Source organism: Streptomyces sp. NPDC092045 (assembly GCF_044756005.1).
Lineage (GTDB): Bacteria > Actinomycetota > Actinomycetes > Streptomycetales > Streptomycetaceae > Streptomyces.
In genome coordinates, this window is sequence record NZ_JBIVSC010000001.1 from 794,420 (window position 1) to 811,539 (window position 17,120).

The 17,120-nt window shown below is 72.6% G+C and carries 15 protein-coding genes; 8 read left to right on the plus strand and 7 right to left on the minus strand.

Annotated elements, in window-relative coordinates; translation table 11 throughout:
- Positions 1-3: 3 nt before the first annotated feature.
- Genes ACIQKA_RS03700 through ACIQKA_RS03710 form a run of 3 tightly spaced genes read right to left on the minus strand, consistent with a single transcriptional unit; the run spans position 4 to position 3,506 of the window.
- Positions 4-930, minus strand: a complete 927-nt coding sequence (locus ACIQKA_RS03700; protein ID WP_390106829.1) for an AAA family ATPase — start codon at positions 928-930, stop codon at positions 4-6.
- An 8-nt stretch (positions 931-938) separates the two neighbouring features.
- Positions 939-2,207 carry a toll/interleukin-1 receptor domain-containing protein gene (locus ACIQKA_RS03705; protein ID WP_402539855.1) on the minus strand — a complete coding sequence of 423 codons (1,269 nt, stop codon included), beginning with the start codon at positions 2,205-2,207 and terminating at the stop codon, positions 939-941.
- Positions 2,208-2,249: 42 nt separating this feature from the next.
- On the minus strand, positions 2,250-3,506 hold the full coding sequence (locus ACIQKA_RS03710) for a hypothetical protein (protein WP_402539856.1): 1,257 nt from the start codon (positions 3,504-3,506) through the stop codon (positions 2,250-2,252).
- 265 nt (positions 3,507-3,771) lie between these two features.
- Between ACIQKA_RS03710 and ACIQKA_RS03715 the strand changes: the two genes are divergently transcribed.
- Both ACIQKA_RS03715 and ACIQKA_RS03720 read left to right on the plus strand, forming a co-directional pair.
- Complete coding sequence (locus ACIQKA_RS03715; protein ID WP_383153267.1) at positions 3,772-4,182, plus strand: four-helix bundle copper-binding protein; 411 nt, start codon at positions 3,772-3,774, stop codon at positions 4,180-4,182.
- 36 nt (positions 4,183-4,218) lie between these two features.
- Entirely contained in the window at positions 4,219-5,334 is a 1,116-nt protein-coding gene (locus tag ACIQKA_RS03720) for an acetate/propionate family kinase (protein ID WP_390106824.1), read from the plus strand.
- A gap of 104 nt (positions 5,335-5,438) precedes the next feature.
- Here the strand turns inward: ACIQKA_RS03720 and ACIQKA_RS03725 are convergent, their stop codons facing one another.
- Positions 5,439-5,693, minus strand: coding sequence for a lipopolysaccharide assembly protein LapA domain-containing protein (locus tag ACIQKA_RS03725; protein WP_383430762.1), 255 nt, complete (start codon positions 5,691-5,693; stop codon positions 5,439-5,441).
- Positions 5,694-5,760: 67 nt separating this feature from the next.
- Positions 5,761-7,068: an ROK family protein gene (locus ACIQKA_RS03730; protein ID WP_383444533.1), complete on the minus strand. Its 1,308-nt coding sequence runs from the start codon at positions 7,066-7,068 to the stop codon at positions 5,761-5,763.
- 170 nt (positions 7,069-7,238) lie between these two features.
- Here ACIQKA_RS03730 and ACIQKA_RS03735 point away from each other — a divergent pair, with 170 nt between their 5' ends.
- From ACIQKA_RS03735 to ACIQKA_RS03755, 5 genes are all read left to right on the plus strand, one after another.
- A complete protein-coding gene (locus ACIQKA_RS03735; protein WP_383153257.1) occupies positions 7,239-8,543 on the plus strand; it encodes an ABC transporter substrate-binding protein in 1,305 nt (434 codons plus the stop codon).
- A gap of 11 nt (positions 8,544-8,554) precedes the next feature.
- The gene (locus ACIQKA_RS03740) at positions 8,555-9,547 is read left to right on the plus strand and encodes a carbohydrate ABC transporter permease (protein WP_383444535.1); all 993 of its coding nucleotides are present in this window, start codon (positions 8,555-8,557) and stop codon (positions 9,545-9,547) included.
- A 34-nt stretch (positions 9,548-9,581) separates the two neighbouring features.
- Complete coding sequence (locus ACIQKA_RS03745; RefSeq protein ID WP_402540243.1) at positions 9,582-10,421, plus strand: carbohydrate ABC transporter permease; 840 nt, start codon at positions 9,582-9,584, stop codon at positions 10,419-10,421.
- 35 nt (positions 10,422-10,456) lie between these two features.
- Positions 10,457-11,833: a GH1 family beta-glucosidase gene (locus ACIQKA_RS03750; RefSeq protein ID WP_383153253.1), complete on the plus strand. Its 1,377-nt coding sequence runs from the start codon at positions 10,457-10,459 to the stop codon at positions 11,831-11,833.
- Between the two features lie 106 nt (positions 11,834-11,939).
- On the plus strand, positions 11,940-12,953 hold the full coding sequence (locus tag ACIQKA_RS03755) for a phosphotransferase (protein WP_390106819.1): 1,014 nt from the start codon (positions 11,940-11,942) through the stop codon (positions 12,951-12,953).
- A 113-nt stretch (positions 12,954-13,066) separates the two neighbouring features.
- Here ACIQKA_RS03755 and ACIQKA_RS03760 read toward each other — a convergent pair whose 3' ends face one another.
- Together ACIQKA_RS03760 and ACIQKA_RS03765 are read right to left on the minus strand one after the other, a co-directional pair.
- Positions 13,067-13,459, minus strand: coding sequence for a hypothetical protein (locus ACIQKA_RS03760; RefSeq protein WP_383153248.1), 393 nt, complete (start codon positions 13,457-13,459; stop codon positions 13,067-13,069).
- A 146-nt stretch (positions 13,460-13,605) separates the two neighbouring features.
- Positions 13,606-14,625, minus strand: coding sequence for a LacI family DNA-binding transcriptional regulator (locus tag ACIQKA_RS03765; protein ID WP_383153245.1), 1,020 nt, complete (start codon positions 14,623-14,625; stop codon positions 13,606-13,608).
- Between the two features lie 190 nt (positions 14,626-14,815).
- Here ACIQKA_RS03765 and ACIQKA_RS03770 point away from each other — a divergent pair, with 190 nt between their 5' ends.
- Positions 14,816-17,008 (plus strand): discoidin domain-containing protein, encoded by a 2,193-nt coding sequence (locus ACIQKA_RS03770; RefSeq protein WP_402539857.1) that lies wholly within the window; start codon positions 14,816-14,818, stop codon positions 17,006-17,008.
- The last annotated feature ends 112 nt before the right edge of the window (positions 17,009-17,120 follow it).

The following is a 17,120-nucleotide window of genomic DNA, read 5'->3' on the forward strand; positions in this document are numbered from 1 at the left end:
CGGTCACCGCCCGGCTTCCGCCGGCTTGGCCAGCGTCAGACTGCGGAGCAGGAGCCAGCGCGGATCGCCCGGGGTGATGCCCAGGGTGAGACAGGCCCGCAGCGCGTCCAGGTACTCGGCGGTGCTGGGCAGCCGCTGGTGGCCGAGGCCCGCGGTCTCGCGCGCCCTCATCAGTTCGTCGGCGAGCGCGACGACGAGCTCGTCGACGGGGCCCGAGATCTTCCGCTTCTCGTGCCGCAGGTGCAGACGGGCGATGCGGACCAGTCCCTCGTGGGTGGGGCCGGGCAGCGTGAAGGTGACGCAGCGCCGTACGAACGCCTGGGGGAGGTCCCGTTCGCCGTTGGTGGTGATGACGATCAGCGGCGGTCCGGCGGCCGCCTCGCGCCGTACCGGCGTGCCGGTCTCCCCGACGGTGAACTCGTGCGAGGCGAGCGGCACGAGGAGGCTGTTGGGCAGGTCCGGATCCGCCTTGTCGATCTCGTCGATCAGGACGACGGCTCCGCGCGGGCGCTCCTCGCGGCGGAGGAACCGTTCCGAGGGGTCCCGGTGGCGCGCGGGGGAGAGCAGGCCGCCCCGGCTGCGCGCCGATTCGGGTGCGAGGGCCCACCACAGAGCACCGGGGACGACGTAGTCGCCGTCGTTCAGCCGGCCGCGGTGCGCCTGCGCGTCGGCCAGCCTGCGCACGCTGTCGAAGGTCCAGAGCAGGTCGGTCGCCTGGGTTCGGGAGGTGATCACGTGCTCGTAGTAGCGCATGCCGTTCCGGCGGGCGTGGTACGGGGCGAGGGACGACTTGCCCGAGCCCGGATCGCCGCTCAGCAGCAGCGGCCGGTCGGTGGCCAGGGCGACCTCGACGGCCGTCCGCAGGTCGTCCGACATGTCGTACACCAGGCCGTCCCGGGGGTCGGGTCCGTGCACGGTCTGCTCTGTCACGGGGGCTCCTAGTACGTTCCGGTGAGGCGTCGGGGCAGGTCGGAGAGTTTCTTCTTGCGCAGCCGGGCCGTCTGCTCCTCGACCTCGGTGAGGAGCGGTTTCAGGAGCACCGCGTTCTCGAAACGGTCCTGGACCCGCTGGGCGGGGGGCGGGGTACCGGTCGTCACCAGGACGATCAGCCAGGAGAACAGCCCGTGCAGGAGGCCGACGGCATCGGCGAAGTCCTCGTCGAGTCCGAACTGTTCGTTGACGATCAGGTAGTGCGTCCGCTCGTCGAGGTCGTCCGGCAGCCAGCGGTCGTCCTCGCTCTCGGCGTCGAAGAACAGCTTCCACACCGCGTCTTCCCAGGAACTCACCCGCTCGCCGACCCGGTCCTCGCCCAAGGGCAGGGTCCCGGTCGACTTCACCTCGTAGTCGATGTGGTTGCCGCACGTCGCCCGCCGGACGTAGTCCTCGGCGGTCTCGGGGTAGTGGGCGTTGAGCAGGAGGGTCATCGCGTGCGGCGGGCCGCCCGGCGGGGGCAGCACGTTCCTGGCGGCCTCCTCGTTCACCCAGGTGGCGCTCAGGGCGCCGGCGAGTCGGGAGATCGTCTGGTCGGACAGGACGGGGGCGAGGATGCCGATGGCCCTCGCCATGCGCGCGGGGGGCGCGACCAGGAACTGGTGTGCCAGAAAGAGGCAGCCGTCATGCCGTCCCGTGATGGTGGGCAGGTGCTCGTCCTCGATCTTCAACGCCTTCGCGGCCTTGACCAGCAGGCGCGGGGAAGCGCGGGTCTCCTCCAGGTAGACGCCGAGCTCGGTGAGCCAGGCGCTCATCGGATCGTCGTCCCTCGTTCCGTGCGGCAGTTCGGAGAACCGCTCCAGCACCTGGCCGGCGATCTCACCGATGTCGTATTCCTCGCCCGACGGGGTCCGGGCGAACTGCACCGGCCGCAGCTCCTCCATCCCGGCGTCCTTGACGGCGCCAGTCCCGAGCCCTTCCAGCAGCACGGGTATCACGAGCAGCGGGGCGCCGAGCGCCCTGCGCCACATCAGGATGTTGACCTCGCGCCGCACCCAGGTCGACCGCAGGGCCTTCTCGTTGAGCAGGACGACGGCCGCGTCGCAGCGTGCCAGCCAGTCGACGACCTCGGCCCGCCACTCCTCGCCGGGAGGGATGTCCGACTGGTCGACGAGCGGTGTGTGGCCCTTCGCCTCCAGCTCCCGCACGATCTTCCCGAGGACGTCCGTGGCGGACGCGTCGCCCCGGGCGCTATGGCTGATGAAGACTTCCCCCACACCGGTGATTGTGATCCATCGCCGGACGGCGGGTGGGGGGTTTCACAAACCCGCGTCGAATTCCGGCTTGGCGACCGTGATGCGCCAGCGGCGCAGCTCCTCGGTGAGGGTCGCCTCGGTGCGTACGGCCAAGGCCCGGAAGGAGCACAGGAGTTCGGGGTCCTCGGACCGTCCGAGCAGTCGGCGCAGCGCGTTCTCGTGGCCGAGCAGTTCCAGCCGGGTCTCCCGGTAGGAGACGGCCAGGCGCTGTCCGGCGAGCAGGTTCTGCACGGCCAGCGCCGAGTTGCACAGCGGGGGCAGGCCGGCGGCGAGGACCGCGATCAACGCCATGGGGGTGGCAGGGCGTTGCCCGTCGGGCACGGCGGCGAGCAGCACGGCGTACGAGACGGCGACCCCGACGGCCGCCAGGACCACGCCCTTGACGGTCCGGCCGAGCACGCTCTCCGAACGCTCGCACTTCTCGGCGGCCAGCTCCATGAACAGCCGCTGGCGCCTGATGCGGTGGTCCAGGTAGGTGCGCATCCGGTCGCCGAGGTCGGCGAGGTCTCCGCGGACCAGGACCGCGGGGTCGTCGGCCCGGCGCCACACCTCGTCCCGCCAGTCCCGTTCCCCGCCGTCCGGATCCTGGTCGGTGAGGTGCGCGAACCGGTCGAGCGCGGCCGGACCGGCGTCGGCGAGCAGGCCGATCCGGGCGTCCCGGACCAGTTCGACCTCCTGGTCCGTGCGGCCCAGGTAGGGTCCGACGCCCGCCAGGATCAGGAACATCTCCCGGCGGAAGAGTTCGGCCCGGACCCGGCTGGTGACCCAGGGCAGGGACGGCTGCTGCTCGGTCCACACCGTCCACACCAGCGCGCCGAGCAGCAGGCACTCGGCGAGCACGAACCCGATGCCGAGGCCGTCGTCGCGTGCCGGGAGAACGGTGTGCGCGGTGAGGAGGAGAACCGCCAGCAGGGGCAGGACGGCGAGCCGGACGCCGGTGACCCGGTAGCGCCCCTGGTGGTCCACCGGGGCGTCGCCCGGCGGTCGCCGCACGACGTTCGGGTAGTCGACCGGGGGGCGTACGCCGGCGGCGGGGGCCCAGGCCGTCCGGCGCTCCCGGCTGTTCCGGCGGCGCCGGCGGTGCGCCCACTCGCGTCCGATCAGGTATCCGTGGTGGAGGAGGACGAGCAGCCACACCGCCCCGACCACCGGCAGCGCCACCACCGTCACCGGCGCCCGGCCGGCGGCGGCCGCCCAGACCCATCCGGCCAGCACGGCGCTCGCACCGCCGACGATCCCCACCCGTACCGCAGTTCGCATGCTTCCTCCCCCGACGCGACTCTACGGCGAGGAGGGAGCCGTCGCGGGGGCATCGGGGAACTCGGGGCACGCCGCGTGCGGTGCGACGGGCCTCCTCGGCGGCTCCGTGAACGCCGGTGCCAGGACCGTCGCGTCGGCCGTCGCGCGCCGGAACCCGGGCGACCGGCCGCGGGCGGACGGCCGAAGGGAGGTTTCCCGTTCCTTCTCCGGTGTTACGCGTACAGGGCGGCGACCGCCGTCCAGGACCGAACCTCAGGAGGCACCCGTGACCACCACGGTGAAGGACATGCTCGACGCCTTCCCCGCCGATCTCGGCGAGGTGGACCGCGAGAAGCTCGTCCGCTGCGTCGAGGCGTGCCTCGCCTGCGCGCAGGCGTGTACCGCCTGTGCGGACGCCTGCCTGTCCGAGGAGATGGTCGGCGAGCTGACCGCGTGCATCCGCACCGACGCCGACTGCGCCGACGTCTGCGCCGCCACCGCCGCCGTGCTCTCCCGCCGCACCGGCCACGACGCCCGCGTCACCCGAGCGGTCCTGGAGGCCTGCGCCACCGTCTGCGGGGCCTGCGCCGAGGAGTGCGAGCGCCACGCCGGCCGGCACGACCACTGCCGCGTGTGCGCCGAGGCCTGCCGCCGCTGCGAACGGGCGTGCAACGACCTGATCGCCTCCCTGGCCTGACGGGCCGGACGACCGGTGCCGAGCGGGAGGAACGACATGGCCGTACCCGAGGACGGTCCCGTTCTGGTGGCCGACGCGGGATCGTCGAGCCTGCGCCTGACCGTGTTCGGCGGCGACGGCGAGGTCCTCGCCGAGCACCGCGACGACGGCCCGCCGGACGAGGGCGCCCCGGACGCCCTGCGGCGGCTGCTCGACGGGGCGCCCGCCCCGGTGGCCGTCGGCCACCGCATCGTCCACGGCGGGCCGGAACTGCGCGACCACACCCGGGTCGACGACGACGTCCGCGCCCGGCTGGACCGGGCGGCCGACCTGGCGCCGCTGCACGTCCCGCCGGCCCTCGCCGTCCTGGACGCGGCCCGGGACCTGCTGCCCGACGTCCCGCACGTCGCCTGCTTCGACACCGTGTTCCACCGCGGACTGCCCGCCGCCGCGCGGGAGTACGCGGTGCCCGCCGCGTGGCGCGAGGAGTACGGGCTGCGCCGCTACGGCTTCCACGGACTGTCCTACGCCTGGGCGCTGGACCGGGCCGCCGAACTCCTCGGCCGCCCGCCCGAGCGGCTCCGCCTGGTGATCGCGCACCTCGGCGGCGGTTGTTCCGCCTGCGCCGTGCGGGACGGGCGCAGCGTCGACACGACCATGGGGTTCACCCCGCTGGAGGGCCTGGTGATGAGCCACCGCAGCGGCAGCGTCGACCCCGGCGCCCTGACGTGGCTCCAGACCCGGCACGGCCTGACCGCCGACGCCGTCGAGGACGCCCTGAACCACGAGTCCGGACTGCTCGGCCTCTCCGGCACCTCGGACGACACCCGCGACCTCGTCCGCGACCGGGCGGCGGGCGACGGGCGGGCCGCGCTCGCCCTGGACGTCTTCACCCACCACTGCCGCCGTGGCATCGCCGCGACGGCCGCGTCCCTGGACCGGCTCGACGCCCTGGTCTTCACCGGCGAGATCGGCGAGGACCAGCCCGAGGTGCGCGAGGAGGTGTGCGCCGGGCTGTCCGTGCTCGGCCTCACCGGCGGTCTGCGGCCGCTCGTCGCCGAACGCCCCGAGGTCGTCAGCGAACCCGGCGCCCGGGTCCCGGTCCTCGTCGTGCCCACCGGGGAGGCCCGGCAGGTCGACCGCGAGACCCGGGCCCTCCTGGACCGCCGCTGAGCGGGACGACGGCGGGCGCGGGCGCCGGAGCCGAGGGGCGGGGAGGGGCGTGAGCGACGGAGCGCACGCCGTCCCCGCCCACGGGAAGCCGTACCGCGCGGCGGTCAGCGCCGGGCGCGGCGGCGGGCGATGAGCAGGCCCAGGGCGATCCCGGCGAGCAGGGTGACCGCGAGGACGGTCCACAGGGGGAGCGTGACCTCGGGGACCCACAGGCGGATGGTGACGGAGCCGGTGTTGGCGGCGATGAACCAGATCGCCAGGGCCGCGAGCAGCAGGAGGCCGAGGGTGCGCAGCCGGACGTCCCGCCCCTTGACCGTCACGCTCGACGGCGGGTGCTCTTTCGCCGTTTTCTCTGCCATGCGTTCAGTATCGGACGGTTTGTCCGGGCGGGCCATCCGGACGCGGCGAGGGCGCCGCCCCGCCGGTTCAGGGCGACACGCGGTCCCGCAGGGCGGTCTGCCAGGCCGGTGAGGGCGGGGCGGGCTCGGTCTCGGGGCGGCGGCCGCCCTGGGCGAAGAAGTCGACCAGGGGCAGCAGGGCCGCGCCGACCGTGACGGCCTCGGGGCCGAGGGTGCCCAGGCCGATGCCGGTGCGGCTGGCCGGGTACCGCAGGGCGTACGCGCGGGCGTAGCCGGTGACGGTCTCCAGGAAGCGGGCGCCGAGCTGGAGTCCGGCCCAGCCGCCGACGAGGATGCGCTCGGGCTGGAAGAGGTTGATGAGGTCGGCGAAACCCGCGCCGAGGAACTCGGCGGTCTCCTCCAGGACCGCGAGGGCGGTGGCGTCGGGACCGGTCCCGGCCCCGGCCGGGTACGCGGCGGCGAGCATCGCCGTCAGGGCCGTCTCCTCGTCCGCGCCCTCCGGGGGCCGCCCGCCCGCCTCCCGCCAGCGTTCCAGGAGCGCCTCCGCGCCGGCGTACGCCTCCAGGCAGCCCTGCGAGCCGCAGCGGCAGCGGCGCCCCCGCACCCGTACGGTCAGATGGCCCCATTCGAGGGCCCGGCCGGGGCCCATGGGGTCGGTGACCACGCAGGCGCCGACGCCGGAGCCGAAGAGCACGACGACGGCGCTGCGCGCGCCGCGCCCCGCGCCGAACCACATCTCGGCCTGGCCGAGGGTCTTGGCGCCGTTGTCGATCCAGTACGGCACCGAGGCGGGCAGCTCCACGTGCTCGCGCAGCAGGCGCTCCAGGGGCACGGCGTCCCAGCCGACCGTCTGGCCGTGCACGACCGCGCCGTCCTCCGGGGTCCGGGCCACGATGCCGGGCACGCCGACCCCGACGCCGAGCAGGAGCTCGGCGGGCACCTCCGCGGTCCGCAGCACCTCCGCGATGCCCTCCCGCAGGTGCGCCACGACGAGGTCGACGTCGTACCGCGCGGTGCGCGGTCCGGAGCTCGCCAACGGGCGCTCGGCGCGCGCGAGTTCGGTGAGGGCGAGGTCGAACAGCTCGATCCTGATCCGGGTCTCGCCGATGTCGACGCCGATCATGAAGCCGCTGCCGGGCGTGATGCGCACGAGGGTGCGGGGGCGCCCGCCGGCCGAGTCGACGCTGCCCGCCTCCTCGACCAGGCCCTCCGCGACGAGTTCGGCGACCACGTTGCTGACCGAGCCGGAGCTCAGCCCGGTCGCGGGGCCGAGCGTGAGGCGGCTCATCGGTCCGTCGAAGTACAGCCTGCGCAGAACGGCGGTGCGGTTCTCGCGCCGCAGGTCACGCACCGTGCGGCCACTTCTCGCGTGCACTCTGGTCCCCGTCTCTCATGTCGTTCGTTTCAACATACCCGCAGTACAAGCCTTGACGCGACCTTCTCATGGGGTTTAACTCACATCCTAAATTAAGCCGATGTCACGGAGAGCGGTCCAGGGGCTCCCCGTACCGGCCCTTCCCTCGTCCCCGAAAGGGCCCAGGAGCCATGCGCAGAATCAGAGCCGCTGTCACCGGTGCCGTCACGCTCTCCCTCGTCCTCACCGCCACCGCCTGCGGCGGGGGAGGAGACAGCGGGTCGTCCCCGAAGACCCTCACCTACTGGGCCTCCAACCAGGGCGCCAGCCTGGAGGTCGACAAGAAGGTCCTGCAGCCCGAGCTCGACCAGTTCGAGAAGGAGACCGGGATCAAGGTCAAGCTGGAGGTGATCCCGTGGTCCGACCTCCTCAACCGGATCCTCACCGCGACCACCTCCGGCCAGGGCCCCGACGTCCTCAACATCGGCAACACCTGGAGCGCCTCCCTGCAGTCCACCGGGGCGCTGCTGCCCTGGGACGCCAAGAACTTCGAGGCCGTCGGCGGCAAGGACCGCTTCGTCGACTCCGCCCTCGGCTCCACCGGCGCCCCCGGCAAGGACCCGGCCGCCGTCCCGCTCTACTCCATGGCCTACGCGCTCTACTACAACAAGAAGATGTTCAAGGACGCGGGCATAGCCCAGCCGCCGACCACCTGGGACGAGGTGGCCGAGGCCGGCAAGAAGCTCAGCGGGAACGGCAACGCCGGCATCGGGGTCGAGGGCTCCAACCTCTCCAACAACATCCACCAGGTCTTCGTCCTCGCCAAGCAGCACGGGGCCGACTTCTTCACCGCCGACGGCAAGCCCGACTTCACCTCCGACGGCGCCGTCGCCGCCGTCAAGCAGTACGTCGACCTCATGGCCGTCCAGAAGATCGTGGCCCCCGGCAACGCCGAGTACTCCCAGAACCAGTCCCTCAGCGACTTCGCCAAGAACAAGACCGGCATGGTCCTGTGGCAGACCCCGTCGCAGACCTTCTCCGCGCAGGGCATGGGCCCCGACGAGTGGGGCGTCGCCCCCGCCCCCGTCCCGTCCGGCAAGCCCGGCCAGGGCAGGCAGACCAACTCGATGGTCGCCGGCATCAACCTCGCCGTCTTCAAGAACACCAAGAACCTCGACGGCGCCCTGAAGTTCGTGAAGTACATGACGAGCGACGAGGAGCAGATCGTCCTCAACAAGGCGTACGGCTCGGTCCCGCCCGTCAAGGGCGCCCAGAAGGACGCCGCGTTCGCCGACCCCTCGCTCACCGTCATCCGCGACACCCTCTCCACCAGCGCCGCCGCCCTGCCGCAGGTCCCCGAGGAGTCCCAGTTCGAGACCGTCGTCGGCACCGCGGTCAAGGAGCTCTTCGCCGACGCCGCCGCCGGCCGCCCGGTCACCACGGAGTCCGTCCGGGCCAAGCTCGAAAAGGCCCAGCAGCAGATGCCCAAGAAGTAGGCCGCCCCACCATGACCAGAACCGCCGTCGCTCAGCCCCCCGAGCAGGCGGTGCGCAAGGCCGCACCCGGAGAGGCGCGCACCCCGCGCCGCTCCGGGCGCCGCCGCGTCGCACTGCCGTACCTGCTGCTCCTGCCCGCCCTGCTCCTCGAACTCCTCGTCCACCTCGTCCCGATGCTCATGGGCATCACCATGAGCTTCCGCGAGCTCACCCAGTTCTACATCCGGAACTGGTCCGAGGCGCCCTGGACGGCGTTCGACAACTACAGCGTCGCGATCGACTTCGACGCCCCCGTCGGACAGGCGCTCCTCAAGTCCTTCCTGACGACCTGTCTGTTCACCGTCCTGTCCGTGGGCCTGTGCTGGCTCCTCGGCACGGCCGCCGCGGTCTTCCTCCAGGAGAACTTCCGCGGCCGGGCGTTCCTGCGGACCCTGTTCCTCGTCCCGTACGCCCTGCCGGTCTACGCGGCCGTCATCACCTGGGCGTTCATGTTCCAGCGGGACAACGGCGTCATCAACCACGTCCTGCACGACCAGCTCGGCATCGGCGACAGCCCCGCCTTCTGGCTCATCGGCGACAACAGCTTCTGGGCCCTGCTGATCGTCTCCGTCTGGAAGGGCTGGCCCTTCGCCTTCCTCACCGTCATGGCGGGACTCCAGAACATCCCCCGGGACATGTACGAGGCCGCCGCCCTCGACGGCGCCGGCGTCTGGAAGCAGATCCGGCACGTCACCCTGCCGTCCCTGCGCTCCGTCAACCAGGTCCTCGTCCTCGTGCTCTTCCTGTGGACGTTCAACGACTTCAACACGCCGTTCGTGCTCTTCGGCAAGGCGGCCCCCGAAGCCGCCGACCTGATCTCGCTCCACATCTACCAGTCGTCCTTCCAGACGTGGAACTTCGGCACCGGCTCGGCCATGTCCGTCCTGCTGCTGCTCTTCCTCCTCGTCGTCACGGGCGTCTACCTCCTGCTCACCACCCGCGGAAGGAAGACCTCCGATGTCTGAGCACGCAGCCCGGCGCACGGCCGTCCGGTCGCCCATGGCGGCGCCCCGCTCGTTCCTCTGGGCCCGGCGGATCTTCCTCACCCTGCTCACCGGCTTCGTCGTCCTGCCGGTGTACATGATGGTCTCCAGCTCCCTCAAGCCCCTCGAGGACGTCTCGGGGAAGTTCGAGTGGATCCCCTCCGGGCTCACGCTCCGGCCCTACTTCGACATCTGGGAGACCGTCCCGCTCGCCGACTACTTCGTGAACTCGATCGTCGTCGCGGGCGCGGCCACGGTGTTCTCGGTGATCGTCGCGATCTTCGCCGCCTACGCCGTCAGCCGCTACTCCTTCCGCGGCAAACGGGTCTTCACGGTGACGGTCCTCTCGACGCAGATGTTCCCCGGCATCCTCTTCCTGCTGCCGCTCTTCCTCATCTACGTCAACCTCGGCAACGCCACCGGCATCGCCCTGTTCGGCTCCCGCGAAGGCCTGATCCTCACCTATCTGACCTTCTCGCTGCCGTTCTCCATCTGGATGCTGACCGGCTACTTCGACTCGATCCCGCGCGAACTCGACGAAGCGGCCAAGGTCGACGGCTGCGGGCCGATCAAGGCGCTGTTCCGCGTGATCATCCCGGCCGCGACGCCCGGCATCGTCGCGGTCGCGATCTACGCCTTCATGACGGCCTGGGGCGAGGTCCTCTTCGCCTCGGTCATGACCACCGACAGCACGCGCACCCTCGCCGTCGGGCTCCAGGGCTACGCCACGCTGAACGACGTCTACTGGAACCAGGTGATGGCCGCCTCCCTCGTGGTGAGCGTCCCCGTCGTCGTCGGGTTCCTGCTCCTCCAGCGCTACCTCGTCGCCGGCCTCACCGCGGGTGCGGTCAAGTGACGTCCCTCTCCACACCGACCACGAAGAGGTTCCCCGTGTCCGAATCCACCGGTTCCCGCCCCGCGCTCGACCTGGACGCCTTCCCGCCGTCCTTCGCCTGGGGCACGGCGACCTCCGCCTACCAGATCGAGGGCGCCGTCACCGAGGACGGACGGGCCCCCTCCATCTGGGACACCTTCTCCCGGGTCCCCGGCGCGATCGACAACGGCGACCACGGCGACACCGCCTGCGACCACTACCACCGCTGGCCCGAGGACGTCGCCCTGATGAAGGAGCTGGGCGCCGACACCTACCGGCTCTCCGTCGCCTGGCCCCGCGTCGTGCCCGGCGGCGACGGACCCGTCAACAAGGCCGGGCTCGACTTCTACGACCGGCTCGTCGACGGCCTCCTCGACGCCGGCATCACCCCCTCCGTCACCCTCTACCACTGGGACCTGCCGCAGGCCCTCCAGGACCGCGGCGGCTGGACCGCCCGCGAGACCGCCGAGCACCTCGCCGCCTACACCACCGCCGTCGCCGAGCGCCTCGGCGACCGCGTCACCCGCTGGGCCACCCTCAACGAGCCGCTCTGCTCCGGCTGGATCGGCCACCTGGAGGGCCGGATGGCCCCGGGCCTCACCGACCTCACGGCCGCCGTCCGCGCCTCGTACCACCTGCTGCTCGCCCACGGCCTCGCCACCCAGGCCCTGCGCGCCGCCGCTCCCGGCGCCCGCGTCGGCCTGGTCACCAACCACTCCACCGTCGCGCCCGCCTCCGACCGGCCCGAGGACCTCGCCGCCGCGGCCCGCATGGACGGCCACACCAACCGCTGGTGGCTCGACCCGGTCCACGGCCGCGGCTTCCCGACGGACATGCGCGAGCTGTACGGGGTCGAACTCCCCGAGAAGCCGGGCGACGCGGACGTCATCGCCGCCCCGCTCGACTGGCACGGCCTCAACTACTACTTCCCGGTCACCGTCGCCGACGACCCCGAGGGACCCGTCCCGTACGCCCGCGAGGTGCGCCTGCCCGACGTGCCCCGCAGCGGCATGGACTGGCAGATCGACGCCGGCGGCCTGGAGGCCCTCCTGCTGCGGCTCACCGAGGACTACGGCGTGCGCGAGCTGTACGTCACCGAGAACGGCTCGGCCTTCCCCGACGCCGTCGGCCCCGACGGAGCCGTCCACGACCCGGAGCGCACCGCCTACCTGGAGGAGCACCTCGCGGCCTGCGCCCGCGCCGTCCGCAAGGGCGTCCCGCTCGCCGGGTACTACGCCTGGTCCCTGCTCGACAACTTCGAGTGGGCCTACGGCTACGACAAGCGCTTCGGGCTCGTCCACGTCGACTACGCCACGCAGAAGCGGACCGTGAAGACGAGCGGCCGGCGGTACGCGGAGATCATCCGCGCCCACCGGGAGGCCACCGCCGGCTGACCCGCGCACCGTCCCGGGCCTCCGGAGGACCGCCCCGACACTACGGGGACGGACCTCCGGAGGCCGACGCGCGTTCCCCCGTCCCTCCTCCCCGCAAGGAGCGCCCATGTCCCGTCCACCGGAGCCCGGCACCGGCACCGACGACGCCGCCGAACGGCTGCGGCACGCCCTCGGACCGGTGACCGCCGTCCGGGACACCGCCCTCGGCGGGGGCCTCTTCAACTCCGTCCGCCTGCTCGAACTCGCCGACGGGCGGAGCCTGGTGCTCAAGACCGCGCCCCCGGCGGGCACCCCCTCCCTCACGTACGAGCGGGGCCTCCTCGGCACCGAGGCGCTCTTCCACCGCCTCGCCGCCGGCGCGGGCGTCCGGGTCCCCGCCGTCCTCCACCACGAGCCCGCCGGCCCCCGCACCCCCGCCGAGTGGCTGCTCCTCTCCCACCTCGACGGCACCACCTGGGACGCCGCCCGCGACCGGATCGCCCCGGCCGAACGCGCCGCGCTCCGCCGCGAACTGGGGGAGGCCCTGGCCCGTACCGCCTCCGTCACCGGTCCGGCCCACGGCTACCCGCGACCGGCCGCCGGCCTCTCCGCCCCCGACTGGCCCACCGCCTTCACCGCCATGCTGCGCGCCGTCCTCGCCGACGCGCACCGGTTCGGCGTCGCCCTGCCCGCCCCGGCCGGTGACCTCGCCGACCTGCCCCTGAGGTTCGGCCGTCGGCTCGCGGAGGTCCGCCGCCCCGCCCTCGTCCACTTCGACGCCTGGGAGGGCAACGTCCTCCTCGGCGGGACCGGGGACGGCGGATGGCGCCTGGCCGGCCTCATCGACGGCGAACGCGCCTTCTTCGGCGACCCCCTCGCCGAACTCGTCGGCCTCGACCCGCTGGGCGCGGCCGAGGACGACCCCGACCTCATGGCCGGCTACCGCTCCGTCGCGCCCCTCCCGGTCCTCGGCGCCGGAGCCCGGATCCGGCTCGCCCTCTACCGGATCCACCTCGCCCTCGTCATGCGCGTGGAGGCCGTCCCCCGGGCCTACGACGGCGGCTTCGCGACCTGGCTCGACACCTGGTCCGCCGGCCGCGTCACGGAACAGCTCGCCCTGCTGGACGCCCTGGCCCCCTAGGGCGTGTGGCCCGCCCCCCGGTGGACCGTTCCGGTCGTCGGGAGCGGGGTGACCTTTCGGACGGGGAACGGGCTCGGCCGGAACCGGATCCGCCGAGGAGTACGGAGCGGGGCTCAGTCGCCCTGCGCCTCGTCCCACTGGGCGCGGGCGAGGTCCGAGTTCGTCCGGACCAGCCGCCAGTCGTCCTCGATCATGAAGAGCGAGTAGCGGCCGGTCGCGTCCAGGGCCTCGAAGACCTGGTGCGCGAAGGCGTCCGTGTCCGTCCGGTGGGCGGTGATCCGGGCCGGGCGGGAGCGGTGGGGCTCGTCCCTGTCCGGAATCGCCGGAACCGAAACGGTCAACCAGCGGTCCCCGTCACCCCAGGTGAAGGACGAGGCGAAGCCGGTGTCGTGGTCGGTGAACCCGATCCCGAAAGCGGTTTCGAGCTCTGCCCGCAGGGCCTGCGCGAGGGCGGAGGCAGGGGCCTCCCGCTCCCGGAACCCGGCGTAGATGTTGTATGCGCTCATGATCGGCCCCAGCGTACGTGACGGGCTTGGCCGTGGCCGTGGCCGTGGCCGATCGGTCGCACGGTCCGCCGGACACCGCCCGGGGCCTGTCGGGCGGGTCACGGCCGACAGGCCCCCGGCGGTGCCCCGGCCGACCCCAGGATCCGTCAGGCGGACTCCCGCACCACCAGGGCCGGTTCGAAGACCTTCGAGGCGGGGCCGGACCGGGCGCCCTCCAGCTCCTCGACCAGGAGCCCGGCCATCGCCGCCGCCATGCCCTCCACCGGCTGGCGCACGGTGGTCAGCCGGGGCCGCGCCCCGCGCGCGACCACCGAGTCGTCGAAGCCCACGACGGCCACCGCGCCGGGGACGTCCACGCCCCGCTCGCGCAGGTACTCGCAGGCGCCCCGCGCCATCAGGTCGTTCGCGGCGAACACCGCGTCGAGGTCCGGGTGCTCCGCCAGCAGCTCGGCCATGGCGGTCCGGCCGCTGTCGACCGAGAACAGGCCCCGTACGACGGGCACGTCCGTCACGCCGCGGGCGGCGAACGCCCGGCGGAAGCCGTCCAGGCGCGCCGCCGCCGCGGGGGCGGTGACCGGCGCGGCGATGGTGGCCGGGCGCCGCCGTCCCGCGGCCCACAGGTGCTCGGCGGCCAGCCGCGCCCCCGCGTCGTTGTCGAGGTCCACGAAGCCGCACCGCTCCCCGCCGCCGGGCCTGCCGAAGAGGACCGTGGGGAGGCCCGCCGCCACGAGCATCGACGGCAGCGGGTCCTCGTCGTCGAGCGGCACCACGAGCGCCCCGTCGGCGGCCCCCTGCCGCAGGTACTCGACGAGCTGGGTCCTGGCCCGCTCCGACTCGGAGACGAGCAGCACCGGCTGGATCGCGCGCTCGCGCAGCACGGGCAGGACGCCGTCCACGACGCGTCCGAAGAACGGGTCGGAGAAGACCCGGGCGGCGAAGGCCCCGTCCGTCGCGGAGAGCACCAGGGCGACGACCCCGGCCCGCCGCGTCACCAGGGAGCGGGCGGCCTGGTTGGGCGCGTAACCGGTGCGCGCGATGGCGTCGCGCACGCTCCGCTGGATGTCGGGGGCCACGTTCCGCACCCCGTTGACGACCCGGGACACCGTGGCGCGCGACACCCCCGCCTCACGTGCGACGTCTTCCAGAGTCGGTACTCGATTCCCCACCTCCGCACTTTAACGGTGTCGCGTGTCCGGTGGGGGAACGGACCGGGTCCGGCTGGAACCCATCCGTGTCGTGACTTAATGAAAGCCAAAAGAAAAGTCGTGTCACACGCCTTGACCGTCAACTCGCCCTGCAGGCAAGGTTTCGGAGAGCGCTCTCCCACGTTTCCCCCATGTATCCCAGAGGAGACCCATGTCCTCCGTCGGGTCCCCGCCGGTCCTCCGGCGTCCCGCCCCAGCCGTCCGACGGGCCACCGTCGGCGCACTCGTCGCGTCCCTGGCCGGCGGCCTGCTCGCCCTCGCCCCCGCGACGACGGCCCAAGCGGCCCCCACCCTGCTCTCGCAGGGGAAGACCGCCACCGCCTCCTCCACCGAAGGCGCCGCCTTCTCCGCGTCCGCCGCCGTCGACGGCGACTTCGGCACCCGCTGGGCCAGCCAGTGGCAGGACGCCCAGTGGCTCCAGGTCGACCTCGGCCGCAGCGCCACGCTCAGCAGCGCCACCCTGAGCTGGGAGGCCGCCTACGGCAAGAGCTACCAGATCCAGGCCTCCGAGAACGGCACCGACTGGCGGACCGTCACCACCGTCACCGCCGGCGACGGTGGCACCGACGACGTCACCCTCTCCGGCACCGGCCGCTACGTCCGCATGAACGGCGTGACCCGCGCCACCGGATACGGCTTCTCCCTCTGGGAGTTCCAGGTGTACGGCACCACCGACACCACTGGCCCCACCCTCCCCGGCGGCGGCGACCTCGGCCCCAACGTGCACGTCATCGACCCCTCCACCCCGAACATCCAGGGCAAGCTGGACCAGGTCTTCCAGCAGCAGGAGTCGGCCCAGTTCGGCTCCGGCCGGCACGCCTTCCTCTTCAAGCCCGGCACGTACGACAACCTCAACGCCCAGATCGGCTTCTACACCCAGATCGCCGGCCTCGGACTGCGTCCGGGCGACACCACCATCAACGGCGACGTGACCGTCGACGCGGGCTGGTTCAACGGCAACGCCACCCAGAACTTCTGGCGCGGCGCCGAGGGCCTGACCCTCAACCCGGTCAACGGCACCAACCGCTGGGCCGTCTCGCAGGCGTCGTCCTTCCGCCGCATGCACGTCAAGGGCGGACTCAACCTGGCGCCCAACGGCTACGGCTGGGCCAGCGGCGGCTACATCGCCGACTCGAAGATCGACGGCCAGATCGGGAACTACTCGCAGCAGCAGTGGTACACCCGCGACAGCTCCATCGGCGGCTGGTCCAACAGCGTGTGGAACCAGACCTTCTCGGGCGTCCAGGGCGCTCCCGCCACCTCCTTCCCGGAGCCGCGCTACACCACGCTCGACACCACCCCGATCTCCCGCGAGAAGCCCTACCTCTACCTCGACGGCAACGAGTACAAGGTCTTCGCGCCCGCCAAGCGCGTGAACGCCCGCGGCACCAGCTGGGCCAACGGCACCCCGCAGGGCGAGTCCATCCCGCTGAACCAGTTCTACGTGGTCAAGCCCGGCGCCACCGCCGCCACCATCAACCAGGCACTGGCCCAGGGCCTGCACCTGCTGTTCACCCCGGGCGTCTACCACGTCGACCAGGCCATCAACGTGAACCGCGCCAACACCATCGTGCTCGGCCTCGGCCTCGCCACGATCGTCCCCGACAACGGCGTCACCGCGATGAAGGTCGCCGACGTCGACGGCGTCCGCCTCGCCGGCTTCCTGATCGACGCCGGCCCGGTCAACTCCCCGACCCTGCTGGAGCTCGGCCCGCAGAACGCCTCCGCCGACCACGCCGCCAACCCCACCACCGTGCAGGACGTCTACGTCCGCATCGGCGGCGCCCACGCCGGCAAGGCCACCACCAGCGTGGTCGTCAACAGCGACGACGCCATCATCGACCACACCTGGGTCTGGCGCGCCGACCACGGCGAGGGCTGGGGCTGGGAGACCAACCGCGCCGACTACGGCGTCCGGGTCAACGGCGACGACGTGCTCGCCACCGGCCTGTTCGTCGAGCACTTCAACAAGTACGACGTCGAGTGGTACGGCGAGCGCGGCCGCACGATCTTCTACCAGAACGAGAAGGCGTACGACGCCCCCAACCAGGCCGCCATCCAGAACGGCTCCACCAAGGGCTACGCCGCCTACCGGGTCGACGACTCCGTGAACACCCACGAGGCGTGGGGCCTCGGCAGCTACTGCAACTACAACGTGGACCCGACCATCGTCCAGGACCACGGCTTCAAGGCACCCGTCAAGCCGGGGGTGAAGTTCCACAGCCTCCTCGTGGTCTCCCTCGGCGGCATGGGCCACTACAACCACGTCATCAACGACACCGGGGCCTCCACCATCCCCGCGGGCACCTCCACCGTGCCCTCCACCGTCGTCTCCTTCCCCTGACGGTCCCGCCGGGACGTGCCCGACCGGCGCGTCCCGGCCCCCCACTCCTTCCGGGCGGCGTTCCAGGTCCCCGCCGCGCCGTCCGGAAGGCCATCCCCTCCACCGCCCGTCC